The 18,018-nt window shown below is 71.6% G+C and carries 19 protein-coding genes and 1 pseudogene; 5 read left to right on the forward strand and 15 right to left on the reverse strand.

Features of this window, described 5'->3' with window-relative positions:
- Window positions 1-12: 12 nt before the first annotated feature.
- The 6 genes from COUCH_RS15795 to COUCH_RS15820 are packed head-to-tail and all read right to left on the reverse strand — an operon-like array spanning window position 13 to window position 3,293.
- Complete coding sequence (locus tag COUCH_RS15795; protein WP_249612837.1) at window positions 13-516, reverse strand: hypothetical protein; 504 nt, start codon at window positions 514-516, stop codon at window positions 13-15.
- Window positions 513-695, reverse strand: a complete 183-nt coding sequence (locus COUCH_RS15800) for a hypothetical protein (protein ID WP_249612838.1) — start codon at window positions 693-695, stop codon at window positions 513-515. The genes COUCH_RS15795 and COUCH_RS15800 overlap by 4 nt, the downstream gene beginning before the upstream one ends.
- 3 nt (window positions 696-698) lie before the next feature.
- Window positions 699-1,091 carry a hypothetical protein gene (locus COUCH_RS15805; RefSeq protein WP_249612839.1) on the reverse strand — a complete coding sequence of 131 codons (393 nt, stop codon included), beginning with the start codon at window positions 1,089-1,091 and terminating at the stop codon, window positions 699-701.
- A 13-nt stretch (window positions 1,092-1,104) separates the two neighbouring features.
- Window positions 1,105-2,232 carry a hypothetical protein gene (locus COUCH_RS15810; protein WP_249612840.1) on the reverse strand — a complete coding sequence of 376 codons (1,128 nt, stop codon included), beginning with the start codon at window positions 2,230-2,232 and terminating at the stop codon, window positions 1,105-1,107.
- A gap of 24 nt (window positions 2,233-2,256) precedes the next feature.
- Window positions 2,257-2,454: a hypothetical protein gene (locus COUCH_RS15815; RefSeq protein WP_249612841.1), complete on the reverse strand. Its 198-nt coding sequence runs from the start codon at window positions 2,452-2,454 to the stop codon at window positions 2,257-2,259.
- Window positions 2,455-2,468: 14 nt separating this feature from the next.
- A complete protein-coding gene (locus COUCH_RS15820; protein ID WP_249612842.1) occupies window positions 2,469-3,293 on the reverse strand; it encodes a hypothetical protein in 825 nt (274 codons plus the stop codon).
- 365 nt (window positions 3,294-3,658) lie between these two features.
- Here COUCH_RS15820 and lon point away from each other — a divergent pair, with 365 nt between their 5' ends.
- The gene (lon, locus tag COUCH_RS15825) at window positions 3,659-5,968 is read left to right on the forward strand and encodes an endopeptidase La (RefSeq protein ID WP_275980109.1); all 2,310 of its coding nucleotides are present in this window, start codon (window positions 3,659-3,661) and stop codon (window positions 5,966-5,968) included.
- Between the two features lie 53 nt (window positions 5,969-6,021).
- Window positions 6,022-7,575 (forward strand): gluconokinase, encoded by a 1,554-nt coding sequence (locus COUCH_RS15830; RefSeq protein ID WP_249612843.1) that lies wholly within the window; start codon window positions 6,022-6,024, stop codon window positions 7,573-7,575.
- Here the strand turns inward: COUCH_RS15830 and COUCH_RS15835 are convergent.
- Window positions 7,518-7,937 (reverse strand): VOC family protein, encoded by a 420-nt coding sequence (locus tag COUCH_RS15835; protein WP_249613716.1) that lies wholly within the window; start codon window positions 7,935-7,937, stop codon window positions 7,518-7,520. The two genes, COUCH_RS15830 and COUCH_RS15835, sit on opposite strands and share 58 nt — an antisense overlap.
- Before the next feature lie 115 nt (window positions 7,938-8,052).
- Between COUCH_RS15835 and COUCH_RS15840 the strand changes: the two genes are divergently transcribed.
- Window positions 8,053-8,958, forward strand: a complete 906-nt coding sequence (locus tag COUCH_RS15840) for a hypothetical protein (protein WP_249613967.1) — start codon at window positions 8,053-8,055, stop codon at window positions 8,956-8,958.
- Between the two features lie 95 nt (window positions 8,959-9,053).
- Here the strand turns inward: COUCH_RS15840 and COUCH_RS15845 are convergent.
- The 3 genes and pseudogenes from COUCH_RS15845 to COUCH_RS15855 form a co-directional block, all read right to left on the reverse strand.
- Window positions 9,054-9,341: pseudogene (locus tag COUCH_RS15845) on the reverse strand (PEP-utilizing enzyme); the annotation flags it as partial.
- A gap of 118 nt (window positions 9,342-9,459) precedes the next feature.
- Window positions 9,460-9,954, reverse strand: a complete 495-nt coding sequence (locus COUCH_RS15850; RefSeq protein WP_249612844.1) for a MaoC family dehydratase — start codon at window positions 9,952-9,954, stop codon at window positions 9,460-9,462.
- A gap of 64 nt (window positions 9,955-10,018) precedes the next feature.
- Window positions 10,019-11,530: a methyltransferase domain-containing protein gene (locus COUCH_RS15855; protein WP_249612845.1), complete on the reverse strand. Its 1,512-nt coding sequence runs from the start codon at window positions 11,528-11,530 to the stop codon at window positions 10,019-10,021.
- A gap of 224 nt (window positions 11,531-11,754) precedes the next feature.
- Here COUCH_RS15855 and COUCH_RS15860 point away from each other — a divergent pair, with 224 nt between their 5' ends.
- Window positions 11,755-12,903: a serpin family protein gene (locus tag COUCH_RS15860; RefSeq protein ID WP_249612846.1), complete on the forward strand. Its 1,149-nt coding sequence runs from the start codon at window positions 11,755-11,757 to the stop codon at window positions 12,901-12,903.
- A gap of 17 nt (window positions 12,904-12,920) precedes the next feature.
- On the opposite strand, the gene COUCH_RS15865 is transcribed toward COUCH_RS15860, so the two are convergent.
- Together COUCH_RS15865 and COUCH_RS15870 are read right to left on the reverse strand one after the other, a co-directional pair.
- Window positions 12,921-14,510 (reverse strand): multicopper oxidase family protein, encoded by a 1,590-nt coding sequence (locus COUCH_RS15865; RefSeq protein ID WP_249612847.1) that lies wholly within the window; start codon window positions 14,508-14,510, stop codon window positions 12,921-12,923.
- Entirely contained in the window at window positions 14,507-14,941 is a 435-nt protein-coding gene (locus COUCH_RS15870) for a hypothetical protein (RefSeq protein ID WP_249612848.1), read from the reverse strand. Before COUCH_RS15870 ends, COUCH_RS15865 begins: the two co-directional genes overlap by 4 nt.
- An 89-nt stretch (window positions 14,942-15,030) precedes the next feature.
- Between COUCH_RS15870 and COUCH_RS15875 the strand changes: the two genes are divergently transcribed.
- Window positions 15,031-15,657: a TetR/AcrR family transcriptional regulator gene (locus tag COUCH_RS15875; protein ID WP_249612849.1), complete on the forward strand. Its 627-nt coding sequence runs from the start codon at window positions 15,031-15,033 to the stop codon at window positions 15,655-15,657.
- 41 nt (window positions 15,658-15,698) lie between these two features.
- On the opposite strand, the gene COUCH_RS15880 is transcribed toward COUCH_RS15875, so the two are convergent.
- Genes COUCH_RS15880 through COUCH_RS15890 form a run of 3 tightly spaced genes read right to left on the reverse strand, consistent with a single transcriptional unit; the run spans window position 15,699 to window position 18,007 of the window.
- Window positions 15,699-16,052 carry a DUF6059 family protein gene (locus COUCH_RS15880; RefSeq protein WP_249612850.1) on the reverse strand — a complete coding sequence of 118 codons (354 nt, stop codon included), beginning with the start codon at window positions 16,050-16,052 and terminating at the stop codon, window positions 15,699-15,701.
- 26 nt (window positions 16,053-16,078) lie between these two features.
- Complete coding sequence (rfbA, locus tag COUCH_RS15885; protein ID WP_249612851.1) at window positions 16,079-16,954, reverse strand: glucose-1-phosphate thymidylyltransferase RfbA; 876 nt, start codon at window positions 16,952-16,954, stop codon at window positions 16,079-16,081.
- Window positions 16,955-16,975: 21 nt separating this feature from the next.
- A complete protein-coding gene (locus COUCH_RS15890) occupies window positions 16,976-18,007 on the reverse strand; it encodes a methyltransferase (protein WP_249612852.1) in 1,032 nt (343 codons plus the stop codon).
- Window positions 18,008-18,018 lie beyond the last annotated feature (11 nt).

The following is an 18,018-nucleotide window of genomic DNA, read 5'->3' on the forward strand; positions in this document are numbered from 1 at the left end:
TGACCTCCAGGTCTAGATCGGCGGGCCGGGCGTACGGGGAACCGGGTTCGGCGGCGGTGCCGAGCCGGCGGTCGCGGTCGCCACCGCCAGTGCGATGTCGGCCGCCTCCCCGATCAGCGCGGACAGGTTCGACCTCGGTACGTGCTGCAGGCTGATCGACACGTCGAGCGCGTCCCGCTTGCCGGTGCTGTGCGTGATCCGCAGATCGGTGATCTGCATGTCGAGGCTGACCGTCATCCCCGAGACGACCGGGATGCCGGCCACCGCGAGCGCCGGCGCCGCGGCGGCCACCAGCGCCCGGCTGGTCAGCGCCATGGCCTCCAGCGCCTTCTTGATCAGCAGCCGTTTCGGCCCGATCAGGACGGCCTCCACGGCGATCGTCTTCACCGTCGGCTGAGTGGCCTGCGACCAGCGGCTGCCCATGATCCGTTCGATCCGGTAGCCCTGGCTCATCGTCATGCTCTGCACGTGGACCAGCGGGACCGCGCCGATCAGCACCGGGCGGTTGCCGCTCACGGCCGGCTCGACATTTCCCGGTCCAGCTCGGCGAAGACGCGCTCGACCACCCGGTTCACCACCGCGTCGTCCACGTCACCGACGATCTCGACCTCGACCGGGAAGTAGTAGTGGACCACCGGGCCGGGTTCGGCCCGGCCGTCCGGCGGCGCCGAGGGCCGCACGTCGTCGCCGGCCACGGCTCAGTCCTCCACGGTCACGGTGAGCGCCATGCACGAGAAGTTCGCCTGGGGCACCCCGTCGACGGTGATGTTGCTCGGCGAACCCGAGGTGACCACGCAGCGGGCGAACTTGATGGACTTGAAGGACCAGTCGGTGCCGACCTTCTCGGCCACGTTCACCGAGAACTCGGTGCCGTTGACGGCCAGTTCGGTCAGGTCGGCCACCGCCTCGGCGACCGCGGGTACGGTCATCGTGAAGGTGAACGTGAACGGTTGCCGGACGTAGCCCGTACCGTCGGCCTCCAGGCTGTGGATGACCGTGTGCGGCACGTTGAACGTGGTCTGCAGGTTGGAGATCGGCGTGATCGTCTTGTCGCCGAGCTTGACTTCGAGACGGGTGTTCCAGTCGGCCATCGCCGCACGCTCCTTATTCGAACTTCAACGTGATCGCGATGCGGTGCACGGCCCCGGCGTAGTCGACCGCCGCCAGCACCTCGACCACCCGCTGGTTCTGGGCGTCGTTGATCTGTTGCAGCTCCGACGCGGTCAGCGTGGCCGGCGGCTTGTCCAGCAGGGCGAGGATCGGGACGGTGACGTCGTATCCCTCGATGACCTCCTGGCGTACCTGGGGATCCAGGACCGCCTCCATCTGGGCGATCAGCGCCCGCAGCCCGGACCGGCTGATCCGCAGGTTGCCGATCGAGCGGATCAGCGTCGCCTTGAGGAGGAAGGACAGGTTGTCGACCGTACGGGTGATGTCGACGTACTTCTTGCCGCCGGGGTTGCCGGTGTAGCCCTCACCCAGATAGATGCCCTGCCCGGGGAAGAGCGGCGGGTCGACGAGCCAGTTCACCCCGGCGCCCGCCGGGCCGCTGCTGAACGTCTCCGACCCGTTGACGGCCTGGATCTCCGCCGGGGTGAAGGCGGCCGAGCTGACGTTCACCTGCTTCAACAGCATCGAGATGTGCGGCTCGTAGCCGGCGATCGTGCCGGCCACCGCGGCGGCGACGTCCTCGTCGGACTTGTGGGCGACGTACACCATGCGGTCGCTCGCCAGCGCGCCGGCGACGATGGTCGGATCGGTGGCGCCGGCCGCCAGCATGGCCACGCCGATGCGTTCCGCCCCGTCCGTTCCGGTGGTGGAGACGCTGACGACGTGGTCGGCCAGCTTACGGATGGCGCCGGTCGCGGTGGCCGCGGCCGCGTTGAGGGGCGTGTTGGCCAGGCACACGATCTGCACGTCCGCGGTCTCCAGCGCGGTGAGCGCCGCATCCCAGTTCGGCGTGGCCGCATCGACCCGGACCCCGGTGACCACGGTGGGGCCGGGACTCTGCGAGAAGCACAAGGCGATGGCGCGGCCGAGATCACCGGGCGCGCGCCTGCGGGCCTCGCCGGGGTCGGTGAACGCCACGGGTGCGCCCACCGTCAGCAGGTCGGGCGGCGGGTTGGCGGCCGGCGGCGTGACCGCGCCGACCACGGCGATGTTGCCGAACGCCCGGACGGCGGGCGCGAACAGATCGGCAACCGGATTGACGCGTATGTACCGGACGGGCATCGGTGCGATCCTCTCTCACTGTCCTCAGTGGAACTTGCGATGGAGCTTGTGCCGCAGCCGTTCCAGCTCGGCGTGCCGCTCCCGTGCGGCCACCGCTTCGTCGGCTGCGGTCGGCGCTTCGTCGGCTGCGGCCGGCGCCTCGGCGGTGGTGGTGCCGGCCGGCCGGGACCGGTCCGTGGCGCGCTTGCGCCGTGCCGGTGCGGGCTCGTCGGATTCGGGCATCGGACCTCCAGTGCTCACGGCGGATCGGCGACCAGGCTCAGCACCCGGCCGCGGGCGAACAGATTCCGGACGGCGGCGGCGGTGACCACGCCACCCAGCGCCGAGCCGTCCACGACCACCGCCACGGCCAGCGGCGAGGCGGCCCGGCCGAGCAGCGGGTCCTTCGGGCCGGTACGGGTCTGCGCGGCGATCGTCCGGACGGTGACCGCGGCGCGCATGGCCGCGGTCAGCTCGAGATCCGGGCGGATCAGCAGGGCCAGGTCGGCCTCGATGTCGTGCGCGTTCGCCGGGGCGGCCGGGTCGAACGGGCCGGCCGCGCGGAACCGCACCTCGGTCTTCAGGTACTCGTACGCCTCCCGGAGATCTTCGACCGTGCTGAGCCGGTGCCGGGCGAGGAAGGCGTCGAGGTCGATGAAGCGGAACTGCGCCCGGAACTCGTCGAGCGTGGCGAAATCGTCGAGGCCGCGGCTGACGGCCGACTCGATCCCGCCCGGGTCGACGTCGGCGACGGTGTGCACGACGACCCGGGCCAGCAGGTCGACCCAGACCGGTCCGGCACCGTCGCGGGTGTCCACGGCGAGATCGGTGGTCAGATACTCGGGATGATTGCGGGTCCACGACCCGCGGTGGCTTCGCACCGGGTACAGCGGCACCTGAGCTTCGACGCCGCTGACGGTGACCGCCGTGATCCGGTCGATGCGCACGTGGTCCAGGTCGTAGACCGAGCCCAGCAGCATCGTCAGGTCGGCGGTCGGGATCGCGCCGGGCGGGGCGATCAGCGCTTGCAGCCGGGCCGGGTCGGCCAGCTCCAGCAGCGCCCGATCGGCGAATCCCACCATGGCTTGCGCCCCTTCCGTCGGCGCCGCGGCGCGGCGTCCGGGCTTCAGGATCGGGGCGGGCCGGGGGCGACCGCATACGTACTAGTGCGTATGTGACCTGTACCGGACAGCGATCGACACACGCCGGAACCGCGGCAGAGCCGATGAGGGCTGGCTCCACGCCGCGACCAGAGAGAAGGCAAGGCATCGATCGTCATGAGGCTAACGAACGTGATCGGACGACCGTGCAAATTCGGTCAGGGGCGGTCCGAGGCGCAGCGGTGATCCCGGTGGCTGCCGTGCGCGGTGTTCGCCAGGAGTGAACGCTGGAAGATCGGCGGCGGCTTCGAGGTTGAGCGGCACGTACTCAACTTTGGAGGTGCCGGGTGACCAGTAAGCGACTTCCCGTGTTGTTCCTTGATGACATCGTCCTGCTGCCGGGCATGGTCGTGCCGGTCGAACTGGACGAGGCGGCCCAGGCCGCCGTCGACGCGGCTCGCACCTCGGCCGGCTCCGAGCTGCTCATCGCCCCTCGGCTCGAGGACCGGTACGCGTCCCACGGCGTCGTGGCGAGCGTCAAGCAGGTCGGCAAGTCCCGTGGCGGCTCCCCCGCCGCCGTGCTGCGCACCGGTGTGCGGGCTCTGATCGGCGGCGGGGTGACCGGCCCGGGCGCCGCGCTGTGGGTCGAGGCCGAACCCGTCGAGCCGAGCCCGCCGACCGAGCATGCCCGAGAGCTGGCGGCCGAGTACAAGCAGCTCGTGGTCTCGGTGCTGCAGCGGCGCGAAGCCTGGCAGGTCATCGACTCGGTCAGCGCCATCGACGACCCCGGCGACCTGGCGGACACCGCCGGCTGGGCGCCGTACCTGTCCAACGACCGCAAGCGGGAGCTCCTGGAGACTCCCGACGTGGAGGCCCGGCTCCGGCTGCTGGTCTCCTGGACCCGCGACTTCCTGGCCGAGTCCGAGGTCAACGACAAGATCGAGAGTGACGTCCGGGAGTCGGTCGAGAAGCGCAACCGCGAGTACCTGCTGCGGGAGCAGCTCAAGGCCATCCGCAAGGAGCTCGGCGAGGGCGAGGCCGACGGCAACGACGACTACCGGGCCCGGGTGGAGGCGGCCGACCTGCCCGAGGCGGTGCGCGAGGCGGCGCTGCGGGAGGTCGGCAAGCTCGAGCGGGCCGGCGACCAGAACCCCGAGGCGGGCTGGATCCGTACGTGGCTCGACACGGTCCTTGACCTTCCGTGGACCGTGCGCACCAGCGACAACACCGACCTCGACGCCGCCCGGGCCGTGCTGGACGCGGACCACCACGGCCTGGACGAGGTGAAGGAGCGCATCGTCGAGTACCTCGGCGTACGCGCCCGCCGCGAGTCGCGGGGCCTGTCGGTCGTCGGCGGGCGCGGCTCCGGTGCCGTCATCCTGCTCGCCGGGCCGCCCGGAGTCGGCAAGACGTCGCTGGGCGAGTCGGTCGCCCGTACGCTCGATCGGAAGTTCGTCCGGGTCGCCCTCGGCGGCGTCCGCGACGAGGCCGAGATCCGCGGCCACCGCCGGACGTACGTCGGCGCGCTGCCCGGGCGCATCGTGCGGGCCATCCGGGAAGCCGGATCGATGAACCCGGTGGTCCTGCTCGACGAGGTCGACAAGGTCGGCAGCGACTACCGCGGCGACCCCGCGGCGGCGCTGCTGGAGGTGCTGGACCCGGCGCAGAACCACACCTTCCGCGACCACTACCTCGAGCTGGACCTGGACCTGTCCGACGTGCTGTTCATCGCGACGGCCAACGTCCTCGACACCATCCCGCAGGCGCTGTTCGACCGGATGGAGCTCATCACGATCGACGGGTACACCGAGAGCGACAAGGTGGCGATCGCCCGCGACTTCCTCGTGCCCCGGCAGCTCGAGCGGGCCGCGCTGGCACCCGGCGAGGTGACGATCACCGACGACGCGCTGCGTGAGATCGCCGCCAACTACACCCGCGAGGCGGGCGTACGGTCGTTCGAGCGGTTGCTGGCCAAGGCGTTCCGCAAGGCCGCCCTGGCGGACCTGCCCACCACCGTCGGGGCCGCCGACCTCAAGGACCTGATCGGACGGCCGCGGTTCACGCCGGAGTCGTCCGAGCGTACGGCGGTCCCGGGCGTGGCGACCGGCCTGGCCGTCACGGGGATGGGCGGCGACGTGCTCTACATCGAGGCATCGCTGCTGCCCGGCGACAAGGGCGGCCTGTCGGTCACCGGCCAGCTCGGCGACGTGATGAAGGAGTCGGCGCAGATCGCGCTGTCGTACGTGCGGGCCCACGCCGAGGAGCTCGGCATCTCGCCGGAGCAGCTCGACCACCCGATCCACCTGCACGTCCCCGCGGGGGCGGTCCCCAAGGACGGGCCGTCGGCCGGCGTCACCATGACGACGGCGCTGGTCTCGCTGCTGCTCGGCCGCAACGTACGGGCCGAGGCCGGCATGACCGGCGAGGTGTCGCTGACCGGCCGGGTCCTCCCGATCGGTGGCGTGAAGCAGAAGCTGCTCGCCGCCCAGCGCGCCGGCCTCACCGAGGTCTACCTGCCGCAGCGCAACGAGCCCGACCTCGACGACGTTCCGGCCGACGTGCTGGCCGCGCTGACCGTGCACATCGTCTCCGACGTACGCCAGATCCTGAGCTCTGCCCTGGAACCCGTGTCCACGGGTGCGGTCGCTGCGGCGTAGCCGGGTGCGTTCGGGGTTATGGTCGCCGGAGACCGCCGACGACGAGGACTGCCATGACCCCGAGCGACACCGACGTCACCCTTGATGCCGCGCTGGACCCGCTGGTCGTCGCGCTGGACATCGGGTCCACCGCCACGCGCGGCGGCGTGCACGACGCGTCGGGCCGGCGGGTCCACGGCCTGCAGCACAAGGTGGGGCACGCGTTCACCGTCGCGCCCGACGGGACCTCGGTCATCGACCCCGAGCAGGTCACCGCGGAGGTCGGGGAGGTCCTCGACGCGGTGGCCGGTGACCGGCGGCTGGGGACCCGCATCGCCGGGGTCGCGATGGACACCTTCGCCGCCTCGCTGATCGGCGTCGACGCGGCCGGGCGCGCGCTCACGCCGTGCCTGACCTACGCCGACTCCCGCAGCGCCGACGCGGTCGCGGCGCTGCGGGAGGAACTCGACGAGCACGCGGTGCAGCAGCGTACGGGCACCCGCCTGCACACGAGCTACCACGTGCCGCGACTGCGCTGGCTGGCCGCCACGCAGCCACGCGTCTTCGCCGAGGCCGCGTCCTGGTGGTCCCTGGGCGAGTTCATCTGGGCGCGGCTCATCGGGCAGCCACTCGCCGGGACGTCCACGATGGCGTGGACCGGGTTGCTCGACCGGCGCACCGGAGAGCTCGACGCGGAGCTCCTCTCGGCCGCCGGGGTCGGCGCCGAGCGGTTCTCCGGCCCGCGGGACCCTGCGCAGCCGGCGTCGCCGCAGGCCCCGGCGCGGTGGCCCGCCCTCGCCCGGGCCGGGTGGTTCCCCGTCATCACCGACGGCTTCGCCAGCAACATCGGGGCCGGGGCGCTCGACGCCACCGTGCTCACCGCGGCCACCGCCACCAGTGGCGCGCTGCGGGTGCTGCTCGAGGGCGCCGCTGATCCGCTTCCGTTCGGGCTGTGGAACTACCGGGTCAGCAAGGACCGTACGCTGCTCGGCGGGGCGATCAACGACGTCGGCCGCGCCGTCAGCTGGGCGCAGAGCACGCTGCGCCTCAGCCCGGCGATCGCGCCCGTTCTCAGCGCGCCGCCCAGCGATGCCACGCCGCTCGTGCTGCCGTACCTCACCGGTGAGCGGGCGCCGGGCTGGGTCGGCGGGGCGCGTGCCGTGTTCGGCGGGGTGTCGGCGGCCACGGACGCCGACGCGCTGTTCCGCGGGATCGTCGAGGGCGTGGCCATGACGTACGCGCGCGTCGCCGATGAGCTGCACCCGGCCGCACCGCAGATCGTCGAGGTCGCGGCGGCCGGCCGGGTCAGCAACGACCAGCCCGAATGGCTCCAGATCCTCGCGGACGTGCTCGGCCAGCCCGTCACGCACGTCACCCGGCGACGCGCCACGCAGCGCGGCACCGCGCTGCTCGCCCTCGACGCGCTGGCGCCGGATGAGCCACGCGCGCCACGGGCGACCGGAGCCACCTATGAGCCTCGTGCCGAGCATGCCGGGTACTACGAGGAGCGGCGCAGGCGATTCGCCGAGGCGTACGAGCGGTTCGTCGCCGTCCAGCGTGAGGACCGGCGTCAGCCGGCAGATGCGGGACCGGATGCGGCCGCGTCGCCGTGGGTGATGCGCAGGTAGTAGCCGTCGGGGTCGGTGACGCGGAAGTCGTGAAGGCCCCACGGTCGCAACTGCAGGGCCTCGACCACCACGCCCTGGTCCACGCAGCGCTCGTGCAGCGCCGTCACCTGACGCAGCCGGTCGACTTCGAGCACGATTTCCACGCCCGCTCCCCGGTCCGCGGCCAGCCGCTGACGGGTGAATCCCGGGCCGGCGCCACGGGCGGGCAGTTTCGCCACCGGCCCGAGACCGAGCACGACCGAACCGCGGCGCAGGCTGACGTAGCCGTCGCTGCGGCGGGCGACCTCGAAGCCGAGCGTACGGGTGTAGAAGGCGATGCTGACGTCGAGGTCGTCGACGAACAGTTCCATTCGCAGTCGCATCTGTCGATGATGCGTCGCCGACGCCAGGGCCGGTCGGGCACACCTGCGTGATCGGCGGATCGCTGGGTAAGGCTCTGATGCAGACGAACGACAATGGATTGCGAGGTTGATCGGCGTGGCTGCCAGCAAGAGCACCAAGAACCCGACCAAGGGCAACGACACTCCCAATACACCCGAAGTGAGTGAGAGTGCGATCGCGCGGATGAAGGTGGGCGAGCTGCGCCGGGAGTTGCAGGGGCGTGGGGTGAAGGGTACGGCTGATCTGAAGAAGCCTGAGCTGGTGAAGAAGCTGATCAGGCTGGAGACTGCGGGGGCGAAGCCGGGCCGGTCTGCTGCGAAGAAGTCGGCCGGTGGTAACGACACTCCGAACACGCCCGGGGTGAGTGAGAGTGCGATCGCGCGGATGAAGGTGGGCGAGCTGCGCCGGGAGTTGCAGGGGCGTGGGGTGAAGGGTACGGCTGATCTGAAGAAGCCTGAGCTGGTGAAGAAGCTGATCAGGCTGGAGACTGCGGGGGCGAAGCCGGGCCGGTCTGCTGCGAAGAAGTCGGCCGGTGGTAACGACACTCCGAACACGCCCGGGGTGAGTGAGAGTGCGATCGCGCGGATGAAGGTGGGCGAGCTGCGCCGGGAGTTGCAGGGGCGTGGGGTGAAGGGTACGGCTGATCTGAAGAAGCCTGAGCTGGTGAAGAAGCTGGTGAAGCTGGAGACTGCCGGGGCGAAGCCGCGCCGGTCGGCGACGAAGAAGTCGAAGCCCGCCGTCGCGACCGAGTCGGCGAAGAAGCCGGGCTCCGTCGCAACGACGAAGAAGCTGGCGGCTGCCGCCATGGGCCGGTCGGAGGCGAAGAAGGTGGCGTCCGCCGCGGCGAAGCTGCCCACCACGAAGAAGTTGCTCTTCGCGCAGACGGATCTGCCCGCCGTCGACGAGGTTCCGGCCACTGTGGACGTGAGCGAGGGGCGCGGGTCGCGTGGCAAGGCCAACAGCCGTAAGCGGACGGGTAAGGCGACCGCCGTCATCCGGTGACGTCTGATCAGCCGGCCGGTGAGTCGGAGCGGGTCGGTGATCACTTGGCCGGTGCGCATCCGGCGGGTGACGCCGGGCACGCAGATGACGGCCGGGATGCCGTACTCGCGGGCCACCGTCGGGCCGTGCGCCATGATGGCACCGGTCTCGGTGACCAGCGCGGCGGCGGTCAGGAACAGCGGCGTCCGGCCCGGGTCGGTGGTGGCGGCGACGAGGATCTCGCCCGCTTCGATCCGGGCGGTGGCCGGGTCGCCGACGATCCGGGCGGGCCCGGTCGCTTGCCCGGCCGCCGCCCCGACGCCGACGAAGACGCCATCCGCCCCGGCGGCCCCACCCGCGCCGTCCGCGCTGTTCGCCCGGTCCGCGCCGGTTGCGGCAGGCATGACGGTCTCAACGTCCGTACCGTCCGACAGCAGCGCCACCGGCACCCTCTTGCGGCGGAGTTCGCGCTGGTGGACGCGGCGGCGGGCGGTGACCGTGCCGCGGTGGTCGGCGCCCTGCTCAGCCGGCGGCGTTGCGCCTCCGTAGGAAGTTGATGACCACGGCGCTCATGACCACCTCGCGGCCTTGGTTGAGCACCTCGACACGGGTGTGCACGAGTCCGCGGCCGGGCCTGGAGCGCGACGGCCGAGCCTTCTCCACGGTGGCCCGGACGGTCAGCCTGTCGCCCGGGCGTACCGGAGCCGGCCACCGCAGCTCGTCGACGCCGGGGCCGCCGAGGCTCGCCACCCGGGAGAGATAGTGGTCGGCGTACATCCGCATCATGAGGGCGCAGGTGTGCCATCCGCTCGCGATGATGCCGCCGAAGGGGCCGTCGACCGCGGCGTCCTTGTCGACGTGGAACGGCTGCGGGTCGAACTCCCGGGCGAACGAGACGATGCTGTCCTCGGTGACCTCGGCGGCGCCGAACTCGTACGTCGCGCCGACGTCATAGTCTTCGAAGTATCGGTCCTCGATCGCGCTGGTGAACGTCGCCATGTCGTTCCCCCGATCCATCCGGGACGTCTTCGGACGACATGGTACCGGCGCGGCGAAGTCGTCGGGGCTGGAACGGTACGGGTCAGCCGTTGCGCGGGCGCCGGGCTATGGCGAGGACATGGGTGGCCGGCCAGGGGAGCGGCCGGCCGTCCAGGTCGCTCAGCGACGCGACCGGGGCGATCCGGTTGTCGATCACCCAGTCGTTGCGGACCGGGGCCGACGCCGCGTCGAGGTCGAAGCCGACCTCCGTGAGCAGGGCCGTCCAGTCGGCGAAGCTCAGCCCGCAGAACTGCTCCTGGGTCTCGGAGAGCCAGTTGTCGACGTAGTCCTTGCGGGTGAGGTAGTCCATCGCGGAGGCCTGGTCGAGCCGTACGGTGTCGTCGCCGACGGGCTCGTAGGTGAACGGGAACGCGAAGTCGACGGCGAACTGGTCGAGGCGCGCACGGGTCGACAGGCCGGCCACGTACGCGTTGACCTCGGCCGGTGGGAGGTCGGCCAGGTCCGTGCGGGGCTTGCCGGGGTTGGCGCCGTCGTCGCGGGTGAGGCGCAGCAGGACCGGGCGGTGCGGGTCGTCGGGGCCGCAGACGTCGCTGTTGATCCAGATGCCGCCCGGGGCGGTGTGGGCGAAGATGCGGCGGGCGAACTGCAGCACCGACTCGCGGCGCCGGCCGTACGACCAGATCTCGTGGGTCAGGGCGAACGTGAGGGTGGTGTCGACCGAGCGGTCGTCGAAGATGGCGCCGCCGAGCACGTTGCGCTGGTAGAAGTAGACGTTGGCGTTGCGGAAGACGCCCTGGTCCTTCTTGTGCAGGCACTCCTGGTAGAGGTGCCGGGCGATCTCGACGCCGATCAGGTCGCTCTCGTGCAGGCCGGGCTCGCGGTCGGCGAGCTCCAGCAGCGAGCCGGCGCCGCAGCCGATGTCGACGATGCGGCCGGGCTGCACGTACTGCCGGACCGCCGCCCACTTGCGCTCGGCGGCGACGGCGAAGGCCTCGACATACGTACGGTAGTCGCGGGTGGCGGTGAGGCCGCCCTCGTCGCCGATGATCGGGTCGTTGATGACCGTACGGACCGTGTCGACCAGGCGGTACCGCTCGAGGACGTCGATCGTCGCGGGGTGCGCGAGGTCGCGCCACGTCTCGTCGCCCCGGCTCAGCCGCAGCAGCACGTCCCACGGCCGTTCGGGTGTCGTGGGGAGCGAGGGGTCCGCTTCCACCCAGGCGATCGGGAAGCCGAGACGCTCGTACAGCTTGGCGACCTGCGGGGTGGAGCACGCCACCAGCGTGTCCGCGGGCGTCAGGTCGAGGCCGGTGGCGACCGCGATGGTCTTGAGGGTCACCTCGGCGAAGGCGTCGGTGGGCGCGGTGTCGTAGACCGGGACGACCAGGGAGCGCAGGCCGGTGAGCACGCTGAAGCGTTCGATGGCGGCCTCGCGGCGGTGGTACGGGACCGGGTTGCGCTTCGTGTTCTCGTGGTTGGCCGAGGTGACCGCCCAGACGACCGTCGAGCCGCTCTCCGCGAGCCGGAGCAGATAGTCGGCCTGGAAACGGGTCAGCAGGTGATGCCGGCCGGGGAAGAGCACGTATGGAGCCACCGTGGTGACCATAGTTTATCGGTCGACTTCGATTTATTGCGCTGGGGCTCTGGCGTACCGGCGGAGGGCCGCTCTACCGTCGCTGCATGGTGTCGCGTCGATCCGTCCTTCGGGCTGTGCCGCTCGGCGCGGCTGCCCTCGCCGTTCCCGTACCCGCGCGCCGAGCTGCCGGGTCGGCGGATCCCGGACGCGTGCCGCCCGACCCGGCCTCGGCCGAAGCCGCCGTGACCGCCGTCCGTGGCTTCACCGCCGACCTCTACCGCTCACTGGCCGCCGCCTCGGGCGATGGCAACGTGGTGTGCGCGCCGTACTCGGTGGCGCTCGCGCTGGCGATGACCCGCGCCGGCGCCGGCGCCGGATCGGCCACGGCCGACGAGATGGACGCGGTGCTGCACGCGCCGCAGCCGCGCCCCGCCGCGCTCGACAATGGGCTCAACACCGTCGATCAGGTGCTGGCAGCCCGGTACCGGAACGGCGACGGTGTCAGGACTTCCCGGCTGTCCATCGCCAATGCGTTGTGGACACGGCTCGATCCCGGTCTCCGGTCGTCCTTCGAGGACACGCTGGCCGGCTGCTACGGTGCCGCGGCGCATCCGGTCGACTTCCGCGGCGCGACGGAGGCCGCCCGTCAGGAGATCAACGCGTGGGCATCGCAGCGGACCGACGCGAAGATCCCCGAGCTGCTGCAGCCCGGCTCGGTGGGTGCCGACACGACCCTGGTCCTGACGAACACGATCTATCTGAAGGCGCCGTGGACGTACCCGTTCAGCGCCCCGGCGACCGCGACGGCGCCGTTCACCCGTGACGACGGCAGGATCGTCGACGTGCCGCTGATGCGGGGCCCGTTCGACCGGATGGGCTACCTCGAAGGGGACGGCTGGCGGGCGGTCGACGTACCGTTCGCCGACGGCGCCCTCGCCATGGCCGTGGTCCTGCCGACGGCCCCGGGCCTGGCCTCGGTCGAGGCGCGGCTCGACGAGACGTGGCTGGGGGCGCTGCTGAGCGGCTTCCAGTTCCGGGACGTGCGGCTGCGGCTTCCGAAGTGGACGTTCCGGCTGCCGGCCCGGCTGGGCGGCACGCTGAGCGCGCTCGGCATGCCGACGGCGTTCACGGACGCCGCCGACTTCACCGCGATGAGCACCGAGCCGTCCCTGAAGATCGACGACGTGGTGCACGAGACGTTCATCGGGGTGGACGAGAAGGGCACCGAGGCGGCCGCGGCGTCGGCCGTGATCATCCGGCCGCCGTCGGTGCCGAGCGGGCCCGACTTCTTCGTGGACCGGCCGTTCCTCTACGTCGTCCACGACCGGTCCACCGGCGTGCCGCTGTTCATCGGCCGGGTCCACGACCCCTCGGTCACCGGGGCGGCCTGAGGCCGGGCCGGTACGCCTCACACGACGTCGAAGTTGGCCATCATCATCATGTCCTCGTGCTCCAGATTGTGGCAGTGGAAGACGTAACGGCCGCGGTACCCGTCGAAGCGGACCAGGATGCGTGCCACCTCGGCGGGGCGCAGGTCGATGGTGTCCTTCCAGCCGTGGTCGAACGGGCGTGGGCCCTTGGTCCCCCGGGCGAGCACCTGGAACGGCGCGAGGTGGATGTGCACGGGGTGGTGCAGGTCGCTGGTCAGCTCCCAGATCTCCGTCGCGCCGAGGGACACCGACGCCAGGGCCGTGCCGACGTCGAACGGCTTGCCGTTGATGACCCATCCGTGCCGGTTGCCGATGCTCTGGGAACGGAACACCATGCGCCGGACCCTGGTGGCGTCCGCCTCGCGCAGCTGCTCGAAGCTGCTGCTCAGCGTGGCCGGTACGGCACGACCGTCGGTGACCGCGCGGGTGACGTCGAAGCGCATGAGATGCCCGGTGCCCCCGTCGTCCAGGTCGTTGACCAGGGTGACCCGGCTGCCGACGGCGAGGGAGCGGAAGTCGATGAGCACGTCGAAGCGCTCCGCCGGGGACAGCTCGATGTGATCGTGCTGCAGGGGAGCGGGCAGCAGGCCGTGGTCGGAGCCGATCTGGACGATCGGCAGGTCGTCGTCGCGCCCGTCCACGTCGAACCGGAGCCGGTAGCGGCGGGCGTTCGACGCGTTGAGGATCCGGAGCCGGTAGAGGGCGGTCTCGACCTGGTGGACCGGCCAGGGACGGCCGTTGACCAGGATCACGTCGCCCAGCACGCCCGCCTCGTAGGCATCGGTCACGCCCGGGGTGTGGGTGAGCGTGGGGTCGATGCTGGGGTACAGCAGCTCGCCGGTCTCGTCGAAGGCCCGGTCCATGACCGCGAGCGGGATGTCGCGGGCACCCCGGGGCAGGTCGAGCGAGCGCTCCTCGGCGTCGGTGATGAGGTGGAAGCCGGCGAGGCCGCGCCACACGGCCGGCGCGGTGTAGTCCATCCGGTGGTCGTGGTACCAGAGGGTGGCCGCGCGCTGCCGGGTCGGATACTCGTACGTCTTGGTGCCGACCGACGTGTTGCCGTGGTGGTCGGCGTGTGACTGCCAGCCCTCGGGCAGGATGAGGTCGGTGGGATACCCGTCGTGCTCCGGCGGGGTGACGCCGCCGTGCAGGTGGACGGCGGTGGGCGTCGGCAGCCGGTTGGTGTGGGTGACCACGACGCGCCGGCCGCTCTCGGCGACGATCGTCGGCCCGGGCACGCTGTTCTCGTACGCCCACAGCGTCGTCCGGTATCCCGGGATCACCTCGGCCCGGACGACCTGCTGGCTGATCGCGTAGTGGTCGGCGTCGGCGTCGCGGCGCACGGGGGAGAGCTGCGGCGGGATCACCAGCGGCCGGGTGAACGGCTCGGGCAGCGGGATGCGGCTGCGCAGGGTGGCGCCGGTCGAGGACTCACCACGCCAGCCCGCGAGCACGGGCAGGCCCACGGTGGAGACGGCCACGAGGCCGCCGGCCACGAGGAAACCGCGCCGGCCCAGAGCGGGCCGCCCCCGGGCCGCGTCGCCGGGGTCCGGGGAGCCGGCGGTCATGACGCGTCCTCACGAACAGGGCGGCCGCCGGCCTCGCGGACGGCCGGCTCGGTCCACGCGAACCAGGCGAGCACCCACACCAGCCCGATGACGAGGACGCCCAGGGGCACGTGGAGCCACACCATGCGGGCCGCCCCGCACGCGGCCTGGGCCTGGGAGACGAGGATCGTGGCGAGCACGCCGAGGAAGGGGCGCAACGATCCGCGCCCCCACTTCATCAGGGTCGTGGCGATCAGGGCGAGCGCCATCAGCCCGTCCGCGACCGTCGTGCCGAGCTGGTGCAGGCGAAGGAAGTCGTAGCCGCCGTCGAGGAACTGGCCCGCCGACACGGCCTGGAACAGATAGACGACGGCGGCGGCGCTGATCGCTGACCGGAAGAGCTGAAGGCCGACTTTGTGCCATCTCGTTCGCGTCTGGTCGGTTGTTGCCATTCCGTCACTCTACAGTGCAGTGCCGATCACGCTACAGCGTAGACAAGCCTCCCGGGGGCCCGGGGCGGGTTGATGAGACGATGGGGCCGGTGAGGACACCACGGCGCCGCTCCACCCCTCTGACCCGCGGGGAGATCGTGCGGATCGCGCTGGACCTGATCGACGAGGACGGCCTGGCGTCCTTCTCCATGCGCAAGCTCGGCGCGCGCCTGGAGGTGGACGTGATGGCGATCTACCGCCACGTCGACGATCAGGAGGCGCTGTTCGACGAGGTCGCCGCCGAGATGTTCCGCGGCGTCGACGTCGCGGGGCTGCCCTGGTCGCAGCCGTGGCCCGACCTCACGTTCGCCTACGGAATGGCGCTGCGCGACGCCCTCCTCCGGCATCCGGACGCCCTGCCGATCTACGCGCGCCGGCCCAACCGGTCGCCGGACGCCGTCGAATGGGGCGTACGGGCGTTGCTCAAGCTCTCCGACGAGGGCGTACCGGGCACCACGGCGCTCCAGGTGGCGCTGTGCATCAACGAGTTCGTCGTCGGGCACGCGATGGCGGTGAGCGCGTGGCAGACCGAGTCGCAGCGCAGCCGCCGCCCCGAGGAGGGCTCGGCCGGCTTCAACGTGCTCGCCGCCGCCGCGGCGGCCTCCCTGCCGGGTGCCCACTTCGAGCTCGGGTTGCGCGCGATCATCGACGGTCTGCGGCGGGCGGTCACCCGCTGAACGCACCGGCGCGCCGGCGGTGCGTTCAGCGGTTCGACGGATCAGGGATAGAGGCCCAGCTCCTGCCAGAGCTCCCGTTCCGCCTGGCTGAGCGGTACGTCGGGCAGGAGCCGTTCGGGATGTCCCCGCACCGGCCCGGTGTGTCCCGTGCGCTCGGGGTGGCCGGTGGCCGGCTCGTCGTCACCGGGCATCCGGCCCGCGTCCGGCGGCCCGCCGGGCTCGATTCGCGGTGAGCCGGCCGGCGGCGTGGTGTCGCCGGCCGGCCGACCGGCCGCCAGGTCACCCGCGGGCACCGAGCTGAGGCTCATGCCGAGGTGGACGAGGCCGTTGTGCACCAGTGCGACCACGATCTCCGCGCACTGCAGGCACCGCACCAGTAGGGGGTGGGCGGGCATGGATACCTCCGGGGGGACTTCGGCGGCTACGAGGTCTCCAGCACGCGGGTCAGGTACCGGCCCTGCTCGCTGGCCGGGCCACCGATGCGGGCGGCGAGGGCACCCAGGTCGTCACCGGAGATGAAGCGCATCCGGTACGCGACCTCCTCCAGGCAGGCGATCTGGACGCCCTGGCGCTTCTGCAGCACCTGCACGAACTGACCCGCCTCGAGGAGGCTGTCCGCCGTTCCGGTGTCGAGCCACGCCGTTCCGCGTCCGAGGTCGACCAGGCGGGCGCGGCCCGCGTCGAGGAACCGCCGGTTCAGGTCGGTGATCTCCAGCTCGCCGCGGGCGGAGGGGCGCAGCTCGGTGGCGTAGTCGAGGGCCTCGTTGTCGTAGAGGTAGAGGCCGGTGACGGCGAGGTTTCCGCGCGGGGCGGAGGGCTTCTCCTCCAGGGCCACGAGGTGGTGGGACTCGTTGAGCACGGCGACGCCGTACCGTTCCGGGTCCGCCACCGTGTAGCCGAACAACGTGCAGCCGTCGAGCTTCTCGACCTCCTGGCGCAGGGTGAAGCCGAAGTCGTGCCCGTAGAAGATGTTGTCGCCCAGGATCAGGCAGATCTGCTCGTCCCCGATGAACTCGCGGCCGATCAGCAGCGCGTCGGCCAGGCCGCGGGGAGCCGCCTGCGTCGCGTACTGCAGCTCGATGCCGAGGTGCTCCCCGTTGCCGAGCAGGGCGCGGAAGGCCTGCTCGTGGTCGGGCGTACAGATCACCATGGTCTCGCGGATGCCGGCCAGCATCAGCACCGAGAGCGGGTAGTAGATCAGCGGTTTGTCGTAGACGGGCAGCAGTTGCTTGGACGTGATGGTGGTCAGCGGCCGGAGCCGGCTGCCCGTCCCGCCCGCCAGGATGATGCCTCGCATCGTGCGGGTCCTCCCGTTCGGCTAGGACTTCGTGGCGACTCGGCAGTCGACCAGGTGCAGGAAGGGGCCGACCGGGCGGATGCCGGTGACCTCCAGCCCGGCCCGGGCCGCGAGGGCGACCAGGTCGGCGGTGAGGTGCTTCTTGCCGTTCACGTTGAGCAGGAGCAGCAGGTCCATCCCGGTGGTGAAGGCACCCTCGCTGCTGCCGTCGATCAGGTTCTCGATGATGGCGATGCGGGCACCGGGCGGCGCGCTGCGGGCGACGTTGGCCAGCGCGGCGACCGTGCTCTCGTCGTCCCACTCCAGCACGTTCTTGAGCACGTACACGTCGGCCTCGACCGGTACGCCGCGGCGGCAGTCGCCGGCCACCGTGCTGACCCGGCCGGCGAGGGCGCCGCCGGGAGCGAGCCGCGGGTCCACGTTGCCGATGACGGCGGGCAGGTCGAACAGCACGCCGGTCAGGGCGGGGTCGCGCTCCAGGATGGTGGCGAGCAGATGGCCCTGCCCACCGGCGATGTCGGCGACCCGCGCCGTTCCGGTCAGGTCGAGCGCGGCGGCCAGGGCGTCCGACGACAGGCGGCTGGCCTGGGTCATCGCGCGGTCGAAGACCTCCGCGGACTCGGGGGCGTCGTCGTGGAGGTAGGTGAAGAAGTCCTTGCCGTGCTGCTCCTCGAACACGCCCTTGCCGGTACGCACGGCGTCGGCCAGGTGCGGCCAGACGGTCCACGTCCACGGCTCCGTCGCCCACAGGACCATGTACCGCAGGCTGCGGGGGTGGTCCTCGCGCAGGAGCCGGGACGCCGGGGTGTGGCGGTAGCTGTCGCCGTCGTCGGAGGCGAACACCCCGTGCACGGACAGGGCACGCAGCAGCCTGCCCAGCGTCTCCGGAACGGCGTTGACCTCGCCGGCGATCTGCGCCGTCGTCGCGGGTTCGTCGCCCACGGCGTCGGCCACACCTATCTCGGCCGCTGCCCGCAACGCCCCGGCGAAGCCGGCTGCCAGCGCGAGGCGCCGTATGGTCGTGACGGCATCCGCGGCACCTGTTGTCGTCATGTGCTGCCTTC

Origin of the sequence: Couchioplanes caeruleus, assembly GCF_023499255.1 — a bacterium.
Classification (GTDB): domain Bacteria; phylum Actinomycetota; class Actinomycetes; order Mycobacteriales; family Micromonosporaceae; genus Actinoplanes; species Actinoplanes caeruleus_A.